The organism is Candidatus Thiodictyon syntrophicum (assembly GCF_002813775.1).
GTDB lineage: Bacteria > Pseudomonadota > Gammaproteobacteria > Chromatiales > Chromatiaceae > Thiodictyon > Thiodictyon syntrophicum.
Genome location: NZ_CP020372.1, coordinates 254693 through 271115, shown reverse-complemented (window position 1 = coordinate 271115; position 16423 = coordinate 254693). Strand labels below are relative to the sequence as shown.

Sequence of the window (16423 nt, the reverse complement as noted above, 5' to 3'; positions counted from 1 at the left end):
CTTAGGGCGGAACGCGATAGCGGTTCCGCCATCCCGGCGCGCGGGCAATGGCGGATCGCCCTGCGGGTATCCGCCCGTGGGCTGAAATCAGGGCGCCACGCACGGCAGGACATAGCGGGCACTGCGCCCCCCGCCGGGCAGGCTGGTCAAGGCGCCCATCTCGACCAAGGCCGCGAGGTCGCGGGTCGCGGTCGCCTTGGAGCAGCCGGTGATGCCGACATATTTCCCGGCCGTCATGCCGCCCTCGAACCCGGCCGGACCCGCGGCGAACATGCGGGCAGCCACCTTGTGTTGGCGCTCGTTGAGCCGGTCTCGGTAACGGTCGAACCAGCGCGTCTTCGCGACCACCAGATCGACCTGAGCGCGGGCGACCTCCTGGGACTTGAGTACCGTGGCGACGAACCAGGCGAGCCAGGCATCGATCCGCAGGTCCTCACGCTGGGTACTCTCCAAGTGGGCGTAGTAGCTCCTCTTATCTGCCTCGATACAGGTGGCGAGGCAGGACAGCGGCGGGTAGCCCAGGTCCTGGGCGATCGCGTGATCCGCGATGGCCCGTCCGACCCGGCCGTTGCCATCGTCGAATGGATGGATCGATTCAAACCACAGGTGCGCGATGGCGGCCCGCAGCGGTCCGGGGAGCGGGTCCTTGCCGTCGACGGGGCGGGTCGCCTGGTACCAGTCAAGGAACCGGTCCATCTCCTGCGGCACCCGCGTTGACGGCGGTGCCTCGTAGTGAAGGCGCTGCTTGCCGATGTACCCCGAGACGATCAGCATCGGAGCATCGCCGCGGCGATAGGCGCCCCACTGCGTCGCGTGGGACGGCCGGGGCGGGATCACCATGGTCTGCCAGGCCCCGAGCAGCGCCGCGTCCAGAGGCCGCATGAAGTGCTCGCGAACCGATACCATCAGGGCGGCGATACCGTCGGCCCGTGGATCGCTGGAGGCGGTTGCCGGTGGGGCAAGCCCGATGTGGGCCTTGATCGAGGAGCGTACCGAGACGCGATCCAGCGGCTCGCCTTCGATGGCGCTGGTCTTGATGGCCTCGGACACCAGGAGGTCCACCAAGGCCTCCTGGCGGTCGGCAACCGTCAGTCGCGCCACGGTGCCCGCGAGTTGCCCGGCCCGGCACCGATACTCGGCGACGGGCGCGGCAAGGCGGTCCATATCAAAGCTGAAGGTCGGCCAGTCGGGCCTTTGCCAGATCCACATGAGCCGATTATAAGGGCTATTCGGCTCAGGTCGACTTCTCCAACCCCAGCAGGCGTCCGAGCGCCCCGGTATCCAGATGCGCCTCCACCATATCCGCCAGCCGCTCGATGGTCGCCTCGCGCAGGGCCCCGTAGTCCGCGGCCTGGGGCCGGTCCAGACCAGCCCAGGCGAGCAGCACGGCGCAGGCCTCCGGGGCGTCGAAGAGTCCGTGCAGGTAGGTGCCGAGCACCTGGCCGTCGGGGCTGATGGCACCGTCCGGTCCGTCGTTGAGCAGGACCGCGGGGCGGGCCAGGCCGGGGCCGGTGGTGATGCCCGCGTGGATCTCGTAGCCGGTGACGGGGGCCTCGTCGAGGCTCAGCCGGCCGCTGACGTTGGTCAGGCGTTTGTCCGCCGCCAGCGTGGTCTCCAGGTCCAGGAGCCCCAGCCCGGGCGTGCTGCCGGGCGGTCCCTCCAGGCCCAGGGGATCATGGATGGCGCGCCCGAGCATCTGGAAGCCGCCGCACACACCGATGACCTTGCCGCCATAGCGCAGGTGGCGGGCGATGGCCGCCGACCAGCCCTGGGCGCGCAGCCAGGCCAGATCCGCGGCGACCGACTTGGAGCCGGGCAGGAGCAGCAGGTCGGCGGGCGGGATCGGCTCGCCCGGTCCGATCAGGCGCAGGTCCACCCCGGGGTGCAGCCGCAGGGGGTCTAAGTCCGTGTGGTTGCTCAGGCGCGGCAGGACCGGGACCAGGATCCGCAGGGCGGCTTCCAGGGTGTCCCCCTGGGCGCGCTCGAGCGAGTCCTCGGCCGGCAGGTGCAGACCCTTGAGATAGGGCAGGACGCCCAAGACGGGCTTGCCGGTGTATTCGGTGAGCCAGTCGAGACCGGGTTCCAGGAGTGCGATATCGCCCCGGAAGCGATTGATGACGAAGCCCTGGACGCGCGCCTGCTCGCTCGGGGAGAGGAGCGCCAGGGTGCCGACCAGGTGGGCGAAGACGCCGCCCCGGTCGATGTCCGCGATCAGGATGACCGGGCAGTCGACGGCCTCGGCGAAGCCCATGTTGGCGATGTCCTGGGCGCGCAGATTGATCTCGGCGGGGGAGCCGGCCCCCTCGACCACGATGGCCTGATACTGCCCCGCCAGCCGGTGGTAAGACTCCATCACCGCGACCCGGGCGCTGGCCTTGTACGCCTGATAGGCGACGGCGTTGAGGTTGCCGATGGCGCGCCCCTGGATGATGACCTGGGCGCCGATGTCGCTGTTGGGCTTGAGCAGCACCGGGTTCATGTCGGTGTGGGGCGGCAGGCCGCAGGCGGCGGCCTGCACCGCCTGGGCGCGGCCGATCTCCCCGCCGTCGATGGTCACGGCGCTGTTGAGCGCCATGTTCTGGGGCTTGAAGGGCGCTACCCGCACCCCGCGGCGTCTGAGCCAGCGGCAGATGGCAGTGACCAGCAGGCTCTTGCCGGCGTCCGAGGTGGTGCCTTGGACCATCAGGGTGGGTGTATTCATGTCATCCTCTACTCGCCATCCGGATCGGCATAGAGCGCCGCCATCTTCGCCGCCTGCACCGCCACCACGCGGCGCAAGTCCGGCGGGGCGACCACCTCGACATTGTTCCCGGCTCCCAACAGCCAGCGCAGCAATTGGCCCGTCGAGGGGACCTGCGCCCACACCCGGATCTCGAAGTCGGAGTCGAGCGGCTCGTCCTCCCACCGCTGACCCGCCGCCAGCCGACAGTCGGTCAGCACCGCCACCAGATAGCCGCGCACCCGTAACTCCAGGTCGATCAGCTCCCCCTGGCCGAAGTCCACTTGGCCGTTCGCGATGTACTCATCCAGATCGAATCCCGCCGCCGCCCGTGCGGGCGTTTCTGCCAGCGCCTGGGCCCGGATCATCCGGTGCAGTGCATAGAGTCGCACCGGCTCCTCCTCGTCGTTCTTCAGGGCGAGCAGATAGGCAATTGGCCCGCGCTGCACCAATGCCTGGGGATGCACGCAGGCCTCGCCGCACTCATCGTCGGCGTTTTTGTACAGCACCCGCAGGGCAAAGCGCCGCGCCAGGGCCTCGATCACGGCCTCCAACACCCCCGGATAGAGTTCCACCGCTTGCAGGCGCAAGGTGTCGGGGACGATCCGCAATCGGCCCTCATCGAGCCTGGGACCCTCGGCGTTGGTCAGTAACCGCTGCCACAACCGATCGATCTGGCGCTCGGGCAGGGCCTCCGCCACCAGCTCGCGCATCACCCTGAGGTTGTACTCCCAGATCGCCTGGTCGTCGTCCGGTTCGTCCGTGACCCGCCGGTAGCGCAGCGGCTTGCCGCCGGGGTTGACCGCCTCAATGCGTCCCGCCTTCACCAACTCGTCCAGATCGCGTTGCAGTGCGCGCCGACGTGCCTGCGGCGTCTTACCGGCATAGCCCTCACCGAGAATCGCGAGCAGCCGCGCGCCGTCCGGGCAAGCGTCGGCCGCCCGCCCAGGGGCCAGCAGGGCTTCCAGGCGCTTGAGGCGCGCGATCCGGGTTTCATGGGTAGCAGCCATGGCCGCAGTGTACGACAGGCGCTGACGCATGACGATGGTTCAATGCATTTCGCTGCCCCGTTTCGACGGCAAAAAGTATATTTTCGGATCCCGCACGCGTTTCAGCACTGAACGGGGTTCCCAGTCGCTGCAAGGCCCACCTGAACGAACCCAGAGGAATCCGCCATGGCCCAGAAGAACCAAGACCTGTCATCGCGCCAACTGCTTGACCTGATCGGCCTGAGCGACGCAGCCCCGCTGGACCTGCTCGGCGACGAGCCGCTGGACGGACTGACCGGTCGCCTTCGTCACCCCGCCGCGCTCGGTGCGCCGCGCCATCGTCGAGAGCCATCTGGGCGACCGCGACCTGCCGCCGGCCCTGCTCGATGAACTGGCCGCCGACGCGGTCCTGGCGCCGGCCCAGTTGGGTGCGGCCCGGCGCCTGCTGGACCTGCACCCGCAGGCCCCGGCCGAGCAGACGGTGCGCGCCGGGGTGGCCGCGGTGCGCACCCTGCTCTATGGGGCGCCGACGCCCCGACGGCGGACCCCGGCGACCCGCTTCGACGTGGCCTTTCTCAACCTGGCCGGAGGGATCGGCCCGAGCGCCATCGCCCGCGCATTGGCCGAGCAGGGACGCGGCAGCCTGTGCTTCTATGGTCCGCCCGGAACCGGCAAGACCGCCTTTGCCGAGGTCCTGGCCGAGGCCCTGGACCGCGAACTGGTGGCGCGTCAGGCGTCGGACCTGATCTCGCCCTATGTCGGGGAGACCGAACAGAACCTGGCGCGGTTGTTCCGCGACTGCGACCCGGCGCACTCGGTCCTGCTGCTCGACGAGGTCGACAGCTTCCTCAGTGACCGGCGGGCGGCCCGGCACGGTTGGGAGGTGTTAACTGTTGTTTGATTCTTATTTATTATTATCTATAATTGCTCGCGTGAGCAAAACTTACCGCATCAACGAGTTCGCGAAACGGATCGGGAAAGCGCCCTCGACGATCCGGCGTTGGGAGCGCGAGGGTAAGCTCGTGGCCAAGCGTCATCCGTCCGGGCATCGCTATTTCGACGAAGCGGACGTGCGCTTGCTGACGGGCGGCGTGCCGGAGCGGCGCGCGGTGGTGGTGTACTGCCGCGTGTCGAGCGCCGGTCAGAAGGACGATTTGGCCTCTCAGGTGAAGGCGATGGAGACCTACTGCCTGGGCGCTGGGATCGCCGTGGATGAATGGATGACCGAGATTGGCGGCGGGATGAACTTCAAGCGCAAACGCTTTCTCGCCCTGGTGGAGCAAATCGGGCGCGGCGAGGTCCGGCAAGTGCTTGTCGCCCATAAAGATCGGCTGATGCGCTTCGGGTTCGACCTGTTCGAGCACATCGCCAGGCATAACGGTTGCGAGGTGGTGGTAGTGAATCAGGAATCGCTCTCGCCGCAACAGGAGATGGTCGAGGATTTGCTGGCCATCGTGCACACCTTCTCCTGCCGGCTGTATGGACTGCGCAAATACAAGCACGAAATCAAGGCCGATTTCCCCGACTGTGCCGCAACACAACCCAAGGCGCTTTGCGAATGAAGGTCACGCGCACCCTGCAAGCCGATGTCCCGCCGGAACTCACGCCGATCTGTCAGGCGATGGGCTACCTGCGCGCCGATATTTGGCGACGATACGGGGCGCTGGGCAACGTCGGCAAGTCCGCTAGCGACATCCGTAAGGCCATCAGCGCCCAAGACCTCTATTCGGGCCTGTGGGTGGACGGCACCGTCCGTAACGAAACCACCAAGGATGTAGTCAACGATATTTTGACATACAAGGCGGCGGCGAAGCTCAAAGTTCGACAGGCTATCGCGGCCAGGACCGCGGACCCAGCCGAGCGGAAACGGCTCTACACCCTACTCACGGCCGATCAGTGGATGGAAGACCCTTTCCTCCATCGCCAGATGCGCAAGCACTTCCGGCACGGCGTCAGTCACACGACGAACCAGTTCATCGTCCGTTCCGATAAACATTCGTCTGAAGTTGTTGATGGTCAACTGGTTATCACGATCCGCGTGGCCAAGAAGTACGGTGATGACATCCAGTTGGTCACGACGTCCAATGGCAAGAACGTCGACCTGACCGGCAGTAACCTCCGTGTGTGCGTGAAGGACGGCTTCACGGAAATCCACTACGCGACCGACAAGGATGAGGGACGCCCGCACGGGGACCAGGCACTTGGGATCGACAAGGGCTATACCGAAGCGTTCACGGACTCCGACGGCGCCGCGCATGGGCAGGCCTTCGGTGCCGTACTGACGGCATATAGCGACACGGGTGCCAAGACCGGTCAGCAGCGCAACCAGCTTCATGCGCTGGAAAAGAAGCACCGTAAGCGCGGCCACCAGGCCAAGGCCGACCGGATTCTCACTAATAACCTGGGTCGCAAGAAGCTCGAAGCAAGAAGGGTGCGCACCAAGAAGCGCTTGCGCACGATCGCCTATCAATCGGCGCACTCCATCGTGGATAAGGCGGCCCTGGTGGTCTCCGAAGATTTGACCTCGCCCATTGCCAAGAAGCAGCAATGGAAGCGATACAACAGACGTATGAGTTCATGGGCAAAAGGCGTGCTCGCCGAGGCCCTGGACTCGGTGTGTAAGCAGCGCGATGCCGAGCATGTGCTCGTCAATGGTTCCTTCACGTCGCAAATGGACTCGACTACTGGCTTGCTGGAAGGCAAGCGCCGTGGCGACAAGTTTTACCGGGTCACCGGGGACGTTCTGCAGGCAGACCATAACGCGGCTCTGAACGTGCTGGCAAGGCTCGCGGACCCGGAGATCAAGCGGTACATGCCGCACCGGGAAGTCCGACGGGTGCTGCTGTCACGTTCTCCGGCGCAACTGAGCGTCAAGAGGCTTGAGTTGCAGGCCGCAACGCCTATCAACCAAGTGCGGATAAATCCTAACTTCATCACTGAGCAACTTTGCTCAGAATTTTAGGAACAGCGTACCCAGGTCAATGAGCTGTTGCAGCAGATGGAGCGTTACCCCGGCATCTTCATTGCCGCGACCAACCTGATGGCGGGGATCGATGCGGCGGCCCTGCGGCGGTTCGATTTCAAGCTGCATTTCCGGGCGCTGAACCCGGCGCAACGGCTTGCCCTCTTTGCGCGGGAGGCGCTGGACGATACCACCGAGGCGGTCGCGCCGGAGCTGGCGCGCTATCTGGAGACGCTCCAGGGATTGACGGCCGGTGACTTCGCCAACGTCTGCCGCCAGCGCATCCTGCTCGGGGAGACCCTGACGCCCGAGCAGTTCCTGCGGCGGCTGGCGGCGGAGTGTCGATTGAAGCAGGTGGATGGGCGCGAAGCGGCGTAGCGGCCGTCGATCATCCCTGCGGCCGCGCCGAAACCGGAAACCAACCGGAGGTCGAGGCTTCAGCCGGTTCGGTCGGCCGTCGGGCCGACCCCCAAACCGGCCCGGCTGCGCGCACGCCCTGCGGTTATCGCTACGCGGCCCAGTCTGACTGCTACACTTAGCCAATCAATGTTAGCTAGGCGTCAAAAAGCCCCATGATCCAGGTCAATATCCACGAGGCCAAGACCCAACTGTCCAAAATCATCGACCAGGCATGCCGTGGCGAGGAGGTCGTGATCGCCAAGGCCGGCACACCCGTCGTGCGCCTCACCCCCATCGCGCCTCGGCCCAGCCGCCGGCAATTCGGTGCGTTGAGCGGTAAGGCCCGGGTCGACCAGCGTTTCTTCGAGCCGTTGCCGGAGGATGAACTGCGTGCCTGGGAATGAGCCACCTGAGGACAGACCGCCGCCCTTGCTGCTCGACACCCACGCGTTGCTCTGGTGGCTCGACGGCGACCACGACCTGTCGCGTCCAGCGCAGCAGGCGATAGGCGACGCCCACCGCGTGGTGTTCGTGAGCGCCGCGTCCGCGTGGGAGATCGCGACCAAGGTGCGCATCGGCAAACTCCCCGACGCAGTGCATGTCGCCGAACACTTCGCGCAGATCCTTGACGATCAGGCGTTTCGGCAATTGCCGATCACCATCGCGCATGGACGCCGCGCCGGACTCATGCCCGGCGCGCATCGCGACCCGTTCGATCGGATGCTGATCGCCCAAGCCCAGATCGAAGGACTGATACTGGTCAGCAACGAGACCCTATTCGATCACTTCGGCGTGCAGCGGCTTTGGTAGCATTCACCCGGCGACAAAAAAAATGCCGGACGGGGCATTCGAGACTGTGAAAGTATTATGCTATTGTAAATCATAGAGATTGCTCAGCGCCCCGAGGCGAAATCGGCACAAAATAGCAATTTTCGGCGCTTTTCTCTCGAAACCGTATCACGATTAAGCGCTATGTAACTGATAAAAAAGGCTCGAATACTTGCCCAATCTCATTCGCCCCGTCCGAAACGTTTTCTCCGGACTTGCGGGTTCGTGCCAACGGTCGGCGACGGAATAAACGTTTGGGACGGGGCGAATGCCCCGTCCCGCCGCGGGGTTCGACGCCGCCGAAGGAGCCGCCGGATTCTCGGGGCTGGCGGACCAGGCCGCATGAATCAACCAGAGTCGAACCCATGAACGCAATTGAGTTTCAGACCACTGCCCACGACGGTATTCTCGACATCCCACGGGAGCACCAGCAAAAACTGGATGGTAGGGTTCTGCGCGTTGTCTTAGTTGACGCCCAGGCCGAGGACGCCGACGAGGCCGAAACCATTTTCGCACGACTGCGCCGGATCCGCATCCACGGGCCGGCAGACCTTTCCACCAATCACGATACCTCGATCATCGGCGAACAGGATGCCTGAGTCCGTCTTTATCGATACGGGATACGTCATTGCGTGGTCGATTGTGTCTCCTTTGTCGTTATGCGCCGAATGGGGCTATCGACCGCCCTCGCCTTCGATCAGCATTTCGTTCAGGCAGGATTCTTGTTGCCTCGTGCTTGATCGGTCCCAAGAGTGGATAAGGTGGGCGGCACAAGAAACAAGTGCATCCCAGACGGGTGATGGTAAATGCCTCGCCCTCGTCCGTCCGATCCGACAAACAATGACGCATCCCTCTGGTCTAATCACGCCACGATCTCACCCGTCGCCGACACGCAAGCGCCAGGCGACCACCAAAGAGGAGACAGCGTGATGAAACGCCGGATTTTTCTGCAAGGCTTGGGGGCCGGTAGCGCCCTCTGCCTGGGCAACGCCTGGGGCCTCAGCGATGACAAGACCCAGACCGCGACGGTTCGGCCCTTGGTGCCGGTAATTGATACTCACGACCAATCTGCTGTTTTTAAAGTGATTGGTATCGGAGGTGGGGGACGCAACGCAATTAATCATATGGTCGAGTCTACCATTGAGGGGGTAGAGTTCATCTGCTTTGATACCGACAAGCAGGCACTCAAGGGGGCGCGGGCGAAGACCCTCTTGCAACTCGGTTTAGGCACCACCAAGGGGCTCGGTGCCGGCGCCAATCCTGAGGTGGGTAGACAGGCAGCGCTGGAGGATCGGGAAAGCATCGCGGCGGCATTGGCTGGTGCCGACATGATCTTCATCATCGTCGGCATGGGCGGCGGTACTGGTACCGGGGCCGCCCCAGTGGTGGCTGAGGTTGCTAAAGAACTGGGCATTCTCACCGTCGCCGCGGTGACCATGCCGTGCCCCTTCGAGGGAAGTAGGCGGCGGCGTATCGCAAAGGATGGCATTGCCGAACTGATCAAGCATGTTGGTTCACTGATCACGATTCCGAACAATAAGCGGTTTGCGGATCACGGCAATGATCTGACCCTGCGCGGGGCCTTCAAGGATGTCAACGATATCCTATGGAACGCCACCCGTAGCATCGTCGAGATTAACTGCCAGGACTTGATCGGCGTCGATTTCGGCGACGTGACGACTGTGCTGTCTGGTATGGGGGTGGCTATGGTTGGCACTGGTACCGCCGTTGGCCCGGAGCGGGCGCGTGAGGCCGCGGAGGCGGCGGTTTATTGCCCTCTGTTTGAGTCTATCGATCTCGCCGTGGCCAAGGGTATGCTGATCACCATCACTGCCGCCTGTAGCTTGACGATGAACGAGATCGACGAGGTCGGTAACACGGTTCGCGACTTGATGGATGATGACGCCCTCGTAGTAATGGGCGTGCGGCGCGACCTGGAGATGAAGGACGAGTTGCGGGTTACCATCGTGGCCACCGGTCTGGATGATCGGCTGATTTCCGCAATTGGACGCGATGCGATCGAGCGTGAGAAGGAGATACGATGGAACCTGGAAGCATTTTCGACGACAGACAACAGTTTGTCTGATTATCAGGATATTCCTGCCTTCCTGCGCCGCCCGACGGGTTGAGGGGGTGTTTATGCGAGACTATGGATGCTTAGCCAACAATATTCCGTTGGTCCGGATAATGATCGCCACCAATCCGCACCATGAACATGCCGTTTGAGACTGATTTCGCCCGCGCAGCGGACCTGATCGAACAGGCGGATGCACTGATCGTGGCCGCAGGCGCCGGAATGGGGGTGGATTCCGGGCTTCCGGATTTTCGAGGCAACGAAGGTTTCTGGAAAGCCTATCCCGCGTTGGGTCGAGCCCGGATCAATTTCTACGAAGCCGCATCCCCCGCAACGTTTGAGCGTGATCCCCGGTTGGCATGGGGCTTTTACGGTCATCGGCTGATGCTGTACCGGGAGACTATACCCCATGCCGGCTTTGATATCCTCAAGCGTTGGGGGCAGGGGATGCGGCACGGGGTGTTCGTGTTCACCAGTAACGTGGATGGACACTTCCAGAAGGCCGGTTTCGATGCCAATAGAATTGTTGAAGTGCACGGCTCCATCCACCACTTGCAGTGCCTGTCTCGGTGCCGGGACTCCATTTGGACGGCCGAAGGCCTTGAGCCCGTCGTGGATTCGCAGGCGTGTCAGTTACTTAACGCCTTACCCACTTGCCCACATTGTGGTAGTCCGGCTAGGCCCAACATCCTGATGTTTGATGATGTCGACTGGGTCGAGGAGCGCCAGTTGCAGCAACTGGAGCGACTGCAAGAGTGGTTGAAGCCCTTGCGGTGCCCGGTGGTCATCGAATTGGGGGCCGGGACTGCAATTGCCACGGTGCGGCACTTCAGTGAGGATGTGATTCATGACTGGGGCGGGAGACTCATCCGCATCAACCCGACCGAATGTCGAGTGTCGGGCGGGTTAGATGTGGGACTGGTATGCGGGGCGCTGGAGGGCTTGAGGATGATAGATAAATGTCTGAAGGGCTAAGGGAGTCGGGCTTTGATATTGTCTCGCAGCCGAGTGTTGAGAGGGTATGCGCCCATTGCATCTTTTTCACCATGACATTCATTTTTCAGTTTCGAATAAATCCGTAATGGCAGCAATTATAATCATGTGACTGCTGCATTCCCGTGGCCTCTCCTACTCACTCAAGAGGATTTGATCATGACTATCACCATCCCTCAAAGCGTACAAGATTATTTTTTTGAGAAACCCGGGCGGCTGCAGATGGTGGATGACCTTTTTGATCGCACAAACCACTGGCTTCCGCCCGGGATCAAACTGGGCGGTTTACGCGAGCATTATAATAATTTGCTTATTACTGCGGTCGTCAGAACGGACTATGCCGTCTTGCTCGTCGATGCTTGGGATGCCGTTTGGGGGGCGGGATTATCTGCCTGCGATATCAAAAAAGTAATTGCGATAGACGATATGGATAGGGCCGGGAAGCCAAATCCGTATATAATCAAGCATGATGCTCTTTATCAATACTATTGGGACCCGAGAAACGAGGATGCCCAGATATGCACGGCTTTACGCTACGAGGGGCCTATCAATGGTTTTAGGATTTTACTCGCTCATTTTGACGAAGATGGCGAGCCGACGCTCAGTGAGGATGCGAACCTTGGGGGGGAATGGGCTGCGAACACTCCCGGAGCATTTGATGGATGGTTTACGACAAAAGGGAAGTCGTTCCTCATGAGCCAGCAAGGAAATATATTTGATTCGAGAAAAATGCAGGAGGTCGCAGAAACCGCGTTGCGGGAACTGTTAGATAAAACCCGCTGAAATCATCGATTATGCGGGCTTCGCGCCCGCATTTTCCGGATTCGTCAAGCCTCATGTCTATGCTAGGCGCTCCACTCCGCAAGAGAACCCGAGTTTGACAAATATGGCGAATCGGACGGAAGTTTTGCATACTCAGTAACGGCATAAATGTCGGCGGTATCGGGCGATATTTCAGTCATTCCATTTCTGTAATATGTCATGTCAAAATTTGAAGACCATTGTAAAGAATCAATCGAGTTGTTTGGGCGGCCTTACGAGCTGGTGCATCAATGGCTTGATGCGCTCCATGGAACTGAGCGCTACAGGATGCGCCACCGTCGCGTGAGACACCATGAAGCTGGAATAAAAGAAGCAACGAGGATTTTTGGTGAAGAGGTCGGTGTCGTCGCGAGACAGCACATAATTTCTGACTTGAAAGAGGAGGGGTGGACGGAAAACGATCATTTTCCGGTCGATGAATTGGATTATGTGGCAATGGGGCTATTTTAGAAATCAAGTGCGCAGGGATATTTGTTAGTTTCCTGCGCCGGCATCCCTATCATGCATTTTATTAGCCGAATCGTTGCAAGAGAGCAGGTATATCGAGAAATGTGTTTTCCGAGCATTCATAGGTTTCTTCATCTATTTTTTCAGATGCATAAGCCTTTATCCAAAGTTTTCGGTACCCTGAAGAAAGAACGAAGCCTGTATCTGCTTCACCTAGAGGGAGTCGCTGTGGACGCGCCCATCCCCTTCTCTCAAGTGCTGCAATAGTAACTATAAGATGAGCCATAGCTGGTAGCTCGGGCGAAAGATTTTCATGAAACCATGGCCAATGATTCTTATCTGTGTCGCTTGCGCGCCAGCCTCTTATGCCTATTACGTCGCGCTGGCCGCTATATGGGTGTGAGTGAAAAGTCCCAACAAGCTCAATATTAGGCCAGTAACTCTGGAAAAAATCTCGCTTCATTATTAGAGACTCAGGATTAGGCATTACCCAGTCTTCATGCCTGATCGCAGAAGTCTCAACTGTTGCCATATTGCAAATTATACACAAATCTCTGTCATTCCGGGCTGGCAAAACGTAACCCCAAAGCAGTCCATAGGTTTCAACGGCTATTTGCGCTCTTCCATTTCTATGGAAGCGATGCTCAATCTCATATGCTTCAATGGCTGAGGTAAGGAGCTGAGGAACGACGTGATCTTCAATAGTAATGCGGGTTGTCATGATCGAAGCCTAGTGGCTGACAATGGTTAATGCCTACGGCTTGCGGTGGACAAACCACATCAGAATCCGCCGGATCTATAGTATCCGGCTATATCCCGCACGGCGATCCACCATCTGTCTCATGGCCCGCTACGCAGGCGATCAGTTACGCCCTGTTCGATGCCTTTACCCGTCGCGCCAGTAAAATACACCATGCGAACCGAGCCTTTCCGGACGATTTGCTCGGCGAAGGTTAGCTTGAAACTGGCTCAGTTTGCACCTATTCGTTGGCTTTTTCAAATAGCTGACGCCCCACTTTCTAGCCCATCTTTAACATGACCCCATTGATATTCGGCCAGAATGCACTCTAAGCCTCTGACTCGAAATGCATCGACCTCAGGATTCTAAATGTAGTGCCATGAAATTTTCCAGGCGGACTAGGCCCCGGCTGCAGTAGGTGGTAGCGTCTAACACGTACGCTCTGCCAATAACTGCCAGCACGGCCGTAGTGCGGATGTTCGTAACCAACTGATCTCCTTGCAGCGACCAGCGAGCACGATAAGTGGAAAAATATGATTTTCTGAGTCAAAAATTTCAAAGAATGGCGAACTTGTAGTGCCACTCAGCCGTTTCATCTTCTGTAAGTAGATGGAACTAAGAGAAAAATAAGTACAGGTGTTAAACTTGGGCTAGGCCTATTATCCTCGCGAGCCAATCATGATGTTTAAGCTGCCCTTGAAGTTGGCCTTGCTCATGCGGGCTATGGTCTCCGCCGGTGTCCTCTGGCAACAGGGCCAACTCGCCGTTCTCGCGCTGAGCCGCATCGACCAGGTACCAGAAACCCGGGAGATGGTCGCCGCCGGGCACTATGCCGAAGAGGCAGGCTATCTCGATTTCTTCAGGGAGTACGACTACGTCAGCGAGGACCCCGCCGCGCAGGCCCTGCACGCGCAGATCGAACAGGAGCGTGGTCGAGTGGCCTAGCAAGCCGGAAAATTGAAAGAGGGGCCACCGTGCGACCTCAGGGAAGGCTCGTCGAGGCTTGGGATATCCAGCGACCTGATGCGGAGGAATCGGTCGGATGATCAAACCCGAGGTACCTACCGATGATTCGCCGAACACTGCACGCAGGAGACCATCAATGCCATCGTCGTTTGCCATTCGCCGCTGGCTTGGTTGGTTAGCGCTGATCCCACTGGCCAGTCTCGCCGACGGGTCCATGACACCGCAACCGGTGGTCAAGCTTGGCACCTGTCCGAGCGGTTACAGCACCAGCGCTCAGTATTGCATCCCCGGCCCCCGGGCCCGTCTGGCTCTCGCAAAGCGGGGGCGTTGTCCAAGTGGCTACGTGACCAGCGGGGCCTACTGTCTGGCGGGCTCACAGGCGCGGCCAGCGCTCCCGAAGATCGGCGCGGCCTGCCCAGGGCAATCGCATCAAGAATCTCTAATATTAGCCGTTCCAGATTTAGCCCGGCCTTAGGTCAGTTCTCCGCACCTCTACGCCAGGGGTGTGCCTAGGATGTTCAATCTGACCCAAAAAGGCGCTGAAAAGCCCATGCAAGAAGCGTGTTGCCGGGAAGGCCCGGCTGTCGGTTCTGTGCTCGGGTGGGTACGATGACGGTGCGACACTAGCTCATGCCCAGCCCTTGACAAACGGCGAACGGTTGGCCAGCCTACTGGCGCGGTGATCTGACCGCCTTGCCGGAGCGCGCACGACGTGATGAACGCATTCAAGAGCCCAGTGAGCCGTCTGGCCAACCTGTTCCAGCGGTCACGTGATGCCTGGAAGGCGAAAGCGTTGGAGCGGCAGCAGCGCCTGCGGGCCGCGGAGGTCAAGATTCGGGATCTGGAGCACAGCCGCGCGCAGTGGAAGGCGCGTGCGCTAAAGGCGGAGCGTGGGCGAACGGGCGCCGAAGAGGCCGCGGCGCCGGCGGCTGACGAACCAGTGGATGAGCCACCACAGCTTGCGCTGTCCCCGCCGGTCGGCCATCACTATTCGGTCATGGTCATGCAGTTGACCATGCGGCTGTATCTGCACGCGGGGCTTGGCAGTCGCGGCGTGGCGCGGGTCTTGAATCTGTTCGGCGCGACATTCCCGGTGGCGGCGCCAGCCCACACCACGGTGCTGAACTGGATCTATCGCTGCGGTCTCGCGATCCTCAATCGCCAACCGGAATGGCGCACGGATTGGATCTACGTCGCTGATCATACCATCGCCTTGGGGGCATCCAAGTGCCTGGTAATCCTGGGTATTCCGGTGAATGCACTGGCTCGGAGCGGTTACAGTCCGGGTCACGGCGCCATGCAGGTGCTGGCCGTGGAGATCACCACACACAGCACGGGGGCGTGGGTCGCGAACGTGCTCAGGCGCGTTGCGCAACGCACCGGTCCCCCGGTCCAGATCGTTGCCGACCACGGCAGCGACCTGCGCAAGGGCATCGCCTTGTTTCAGGAGCACGCCACTGCCTGCGTCTATACTTATGATATTTCTCATCTGATCGCGACGCTGCTCAAGGCCGAGATGGGCCGGGACGCGCGCTGGGAGTCCTTGCTGGCGCACTGTCGCAACGCCTGGTCAGCCTTGCAGCAGACCGATCTGGCCTTCTTGCTGCCGCCTCGGCAGCGCCTCAAGGCGCGTTTCATGAATCTGGATGTCCAGGTGCGGTGGGCACAACGGCTCCTCGCCTACCATGATCGCGGCGACTTCAGCGCGATCCGCGCGCAATACGTCCTGAAGTGGCCGGCATGGGAGCACCTGTGCGCGCGGTTCGGCGCCGCCCGGGCGCACCCATTGCGGGCCATCGTCGGCATTCGCTATCCCGACCGGGCGGCTTTTTGCCAGGCACTGCAGACACACTCAGACCTCGAGAGTGATACGCTCGACGATGTGTTCTGGCAGCAAGCGGACGCTGGGTACAGCCGCTTCCTTGACGGCTTTGCCTGGCTACTGTCCTACCGGGATGACCTGGTGGATTACGCGCAAATGATGGCGCAATCCAAGCTGATTCAGTCGCACCTCAAATCCAAGGGCCTCCAGCGGGGCTCCCAGGAATCACTCCAGGCCACGCTGCCACCGCAGTCAACGCTCACCCCACGCACGGCGGCCTTTACCCAACAGATGCTCGCGAAGGTGGCAGTGGAAGCCGCCAAGATCCCGACTGATAATGTCTGGCTGGCATCCTCCGATATCATCGAATCGGTCTTCGGGAAATACAAATGCTTCACCGCCAGGGGGCCACTCAAGGAGATCGGCAAGCTGCTGCTTGCGATTCCTGCCTTCATCGCCGACCTGGCGACTCCGTTGATTCGGGAGGCGATGGAATCGGTGCGTACGATTGATGTCGAGCACTGGGCGCAAGCGCATATCGGTGCGTCGATGCTGGCCCGGCGTCGGCATGCTCTCATTGATTCGTTATCAAACACTAAAACTGTATGAAGATAATTTGTGAAATAGGTCCGATATTGAACACCCTAGGGTGTGCCCTTTTCA

At 60.8% G+C, this 16423-nt stretch carries 16 protein-coding genes and 1 pseudogene; 13 read left to right on the top strand and 4 right to left on the bottom strand.

The window, feature by feature from the left end:
- Nucleotides 1-87 precede the first annotated feature (87 nt).
- From THSYN_RS32440 to THSYN_RS32430, 3 genes are read right to left on the bottom strand one after another with little or no spacing between them, the layout of a single operon-like run.
- Nucleotides 88-1209: a Fic family protein gene (locus THSYN_RS32440; protein WP_100923185.1), complete on the bottom strand. Its 1122-nt coding sequence runs from the start codon at nt 1207-1209 to the stop codon at nt 88-90.
- Nucleotides 1210-1234: 25 nt separating this feature from the next.
- A complete protein-coding gene (locus THSYN_RS32435; protein ID WP_100923184.1) occupies nt 1235-2701 on the bottom strand; it encodes a cobyric acid synthase in 1467 nt (488 codons plus the stop codon).
- Between the two features lie 8 nt (nt 2702-2709).
- Nucleotides 2710-3729, bottom strand: a complete 1020-nt coding sequence (locus THSYN_RS32430; RefSeq protein WP_100923326.1) for a helix-turn-helix transcriptional regulator — start codon at nt 3727-3729, stop codon at nt 2710-2712.
- Between the two features lie 304 nt (nt 3730-4033).
- On the opposite strand from THSYN_RS32430, the gene THSYN_RS32420 reads away from it, so the two are divergent.
- The 11 genes and pseudogenes from THSYN_RS32420 to THSYN_RS32365 all read left to right on the top strand — a co-directional run bounded on the left by THSYN_RS32420 (nt 4034) and on the right by THSYN_RS32365 (nt 12236).
- A complete protein-coding gene (locus THSYN_RS32420; protein WP_418219966.1) occupies nt 4034-4609 on the top strand; it encodes an AAA family ATPase in 576 nt (191 codons plus the stop codon).
- Between the two features lie 31 nt (nt 4610-4640).
- Complete coding sequence (locus tag THSYN_RS32415) at nt 4641-5270, top strand: IS607 family transposase (protein WP_100922866.1); 630 nt, start codon at nt 4641-4643, stop codon at nt 5268-5270.
- Nucleotides 5267-6670 carry a transposase gene (locus THSYN_RS32410; protein ID WP_100923182.1) on the top strand — a complete coding sequence of 468 codons (1404 nt, stop codon included), beginning with the start codon at nt 5267-5269 and terminating at the stop codon, nt 6668-6670. Before THSYN_RS32415 ends, THSYN_RS32410 begins: the two co-directional genes overlap by 4 nt.
- A gap of 15 nt (nt 6671-6685) precedes the next feature.
- A pseudogene (locus THSYN_RS32405) lies at nt 6686-7048 on the top strand (AAA family ATPase); the annotation flags it as partial.
- 194 nt (nt 7049-7242) lie between these two features.
- On the top strand, nt 7243-7473 hold the full coding sequence (locus THSYN_RS32400) for a type II toxin-antitoxin system Phd/YefM family antitoxin (RefSeq protein WP_100923181.1): 231 nt from the start codon (nt 7243-7245) through the stop codon (nt 7471-7473).
- A gap of 25 nt (nt 7474-7498) precedes the next feature.
- Nucleotides 7499-7879, top strand: coding sequence for a type II toxin-antitoxin system VapC family toxin (locus THSYN_RS32395; protein WP_236849067.1), 381 nt, complete (start codon nt 7499-7501; stop codon nt 7877-7879).
- A gap of 383 nt (nt 7880-8262) precedes the next feature.
- A complete protein-coding gene (locus THSYN_RS32390) occupies nt 8263-8496 on the top strand; it encodes a hypothetical protein (RefSeq protein ID WP_100923179.1) in 234 nt (77 codons plus the stop codon).
- A gap of 438 nt (nt 8497-8934) precedes the next feature.
- Nucleotides 8935-10026, top strand: coding sequence for a cell division protein FtsZ (gene ftsZ, locus THSYN_RS32380; protein WP_100923325.1), 1092 nt, complete (start codon nt 8935-8937; stop codon nt 10024-10026).
- Between the two features lie 80 nt (nt 10027-10106).
- The gene (locus tag THSYN_RS32375; RefSeq protein WP_100923178.1) at nt 10107-10946 is read left to right on the top strand and encodes an SIR2 family NAD-dependent protein deacylase; all 840 of its coding nucleotides are present in this window, start codon (nt 10107-10109) and stop codon (nt 10944-10946) included.
- A 177-nt stretch (nt 10947-11123) separates the two neighbouring features.
- Complete coding sequence (locus THSYN_RS32370) at nt 11124-11747, top strand: hypothetical protein (protein WP_100923177.1); 624 nt, start codon at nt 11124-11126, stop codon at nt 11745-11747.
- 198 nt (nt 11748-11945) lie between these two features.
- Nucleotides 11946-12236 carry a DUF6915 family protein gene (locus THSYN_RS32365; RefSeq protein ID WP_100923176.1) on the top strand — a complete coding sequence of 97 codons (291 nt, stop codon included), beginning with the start codon at nt 11946-11948 and terminating at the stop codon, nt 12234-12236.
- Between the two features lie 61 nt (nt 12237-12297).
- On the opposite strand, the gene THSYN_RS32360 is transcribed toward THSYN_RS32365, so the two are convergent.
- Nucleotides 12298-12954 (bottom strand): hypothetical protein, encoded by a 657-nt coding sequence (locus THSYN_RS32360; RefSeq protein ID WP_100923175.1) that lies wholly within the window; start codon nt 12952-12954, stop codon nt 12298-12300.
- A 696-nt stretch (nt 12955-13650) separates the two neighbouring features.
- Between THSYN_RS32360 and THSYN_RS32355 the strand changes: the two genes are divergently transcribed.
- Nucleotides 13651-13917, top strand: a complete 267-nt coding sequence (locus THSYN_RS32355) for a hypothetical protein (protein ID WP_100923174.1) — start codon at nt 13651-13653, stop codon at nt 13915-13917.
- Nucleotides 13918-14653: 736 nt separating this feature from the next.
- The gene (locus THSYN_RS32345; RefSeq protein ID WP_100918684.1) at nt 14654-16369 is read left to right on the top strand and encodes a hypothetical protein; all 1716 of its coding nucleotides are present in this window, start codon (nt 14654-14656) and stop codon (nt 16367-16369) included.
- Nucleotides 16370-16423 lie beyond the last annotated feature (54 nt).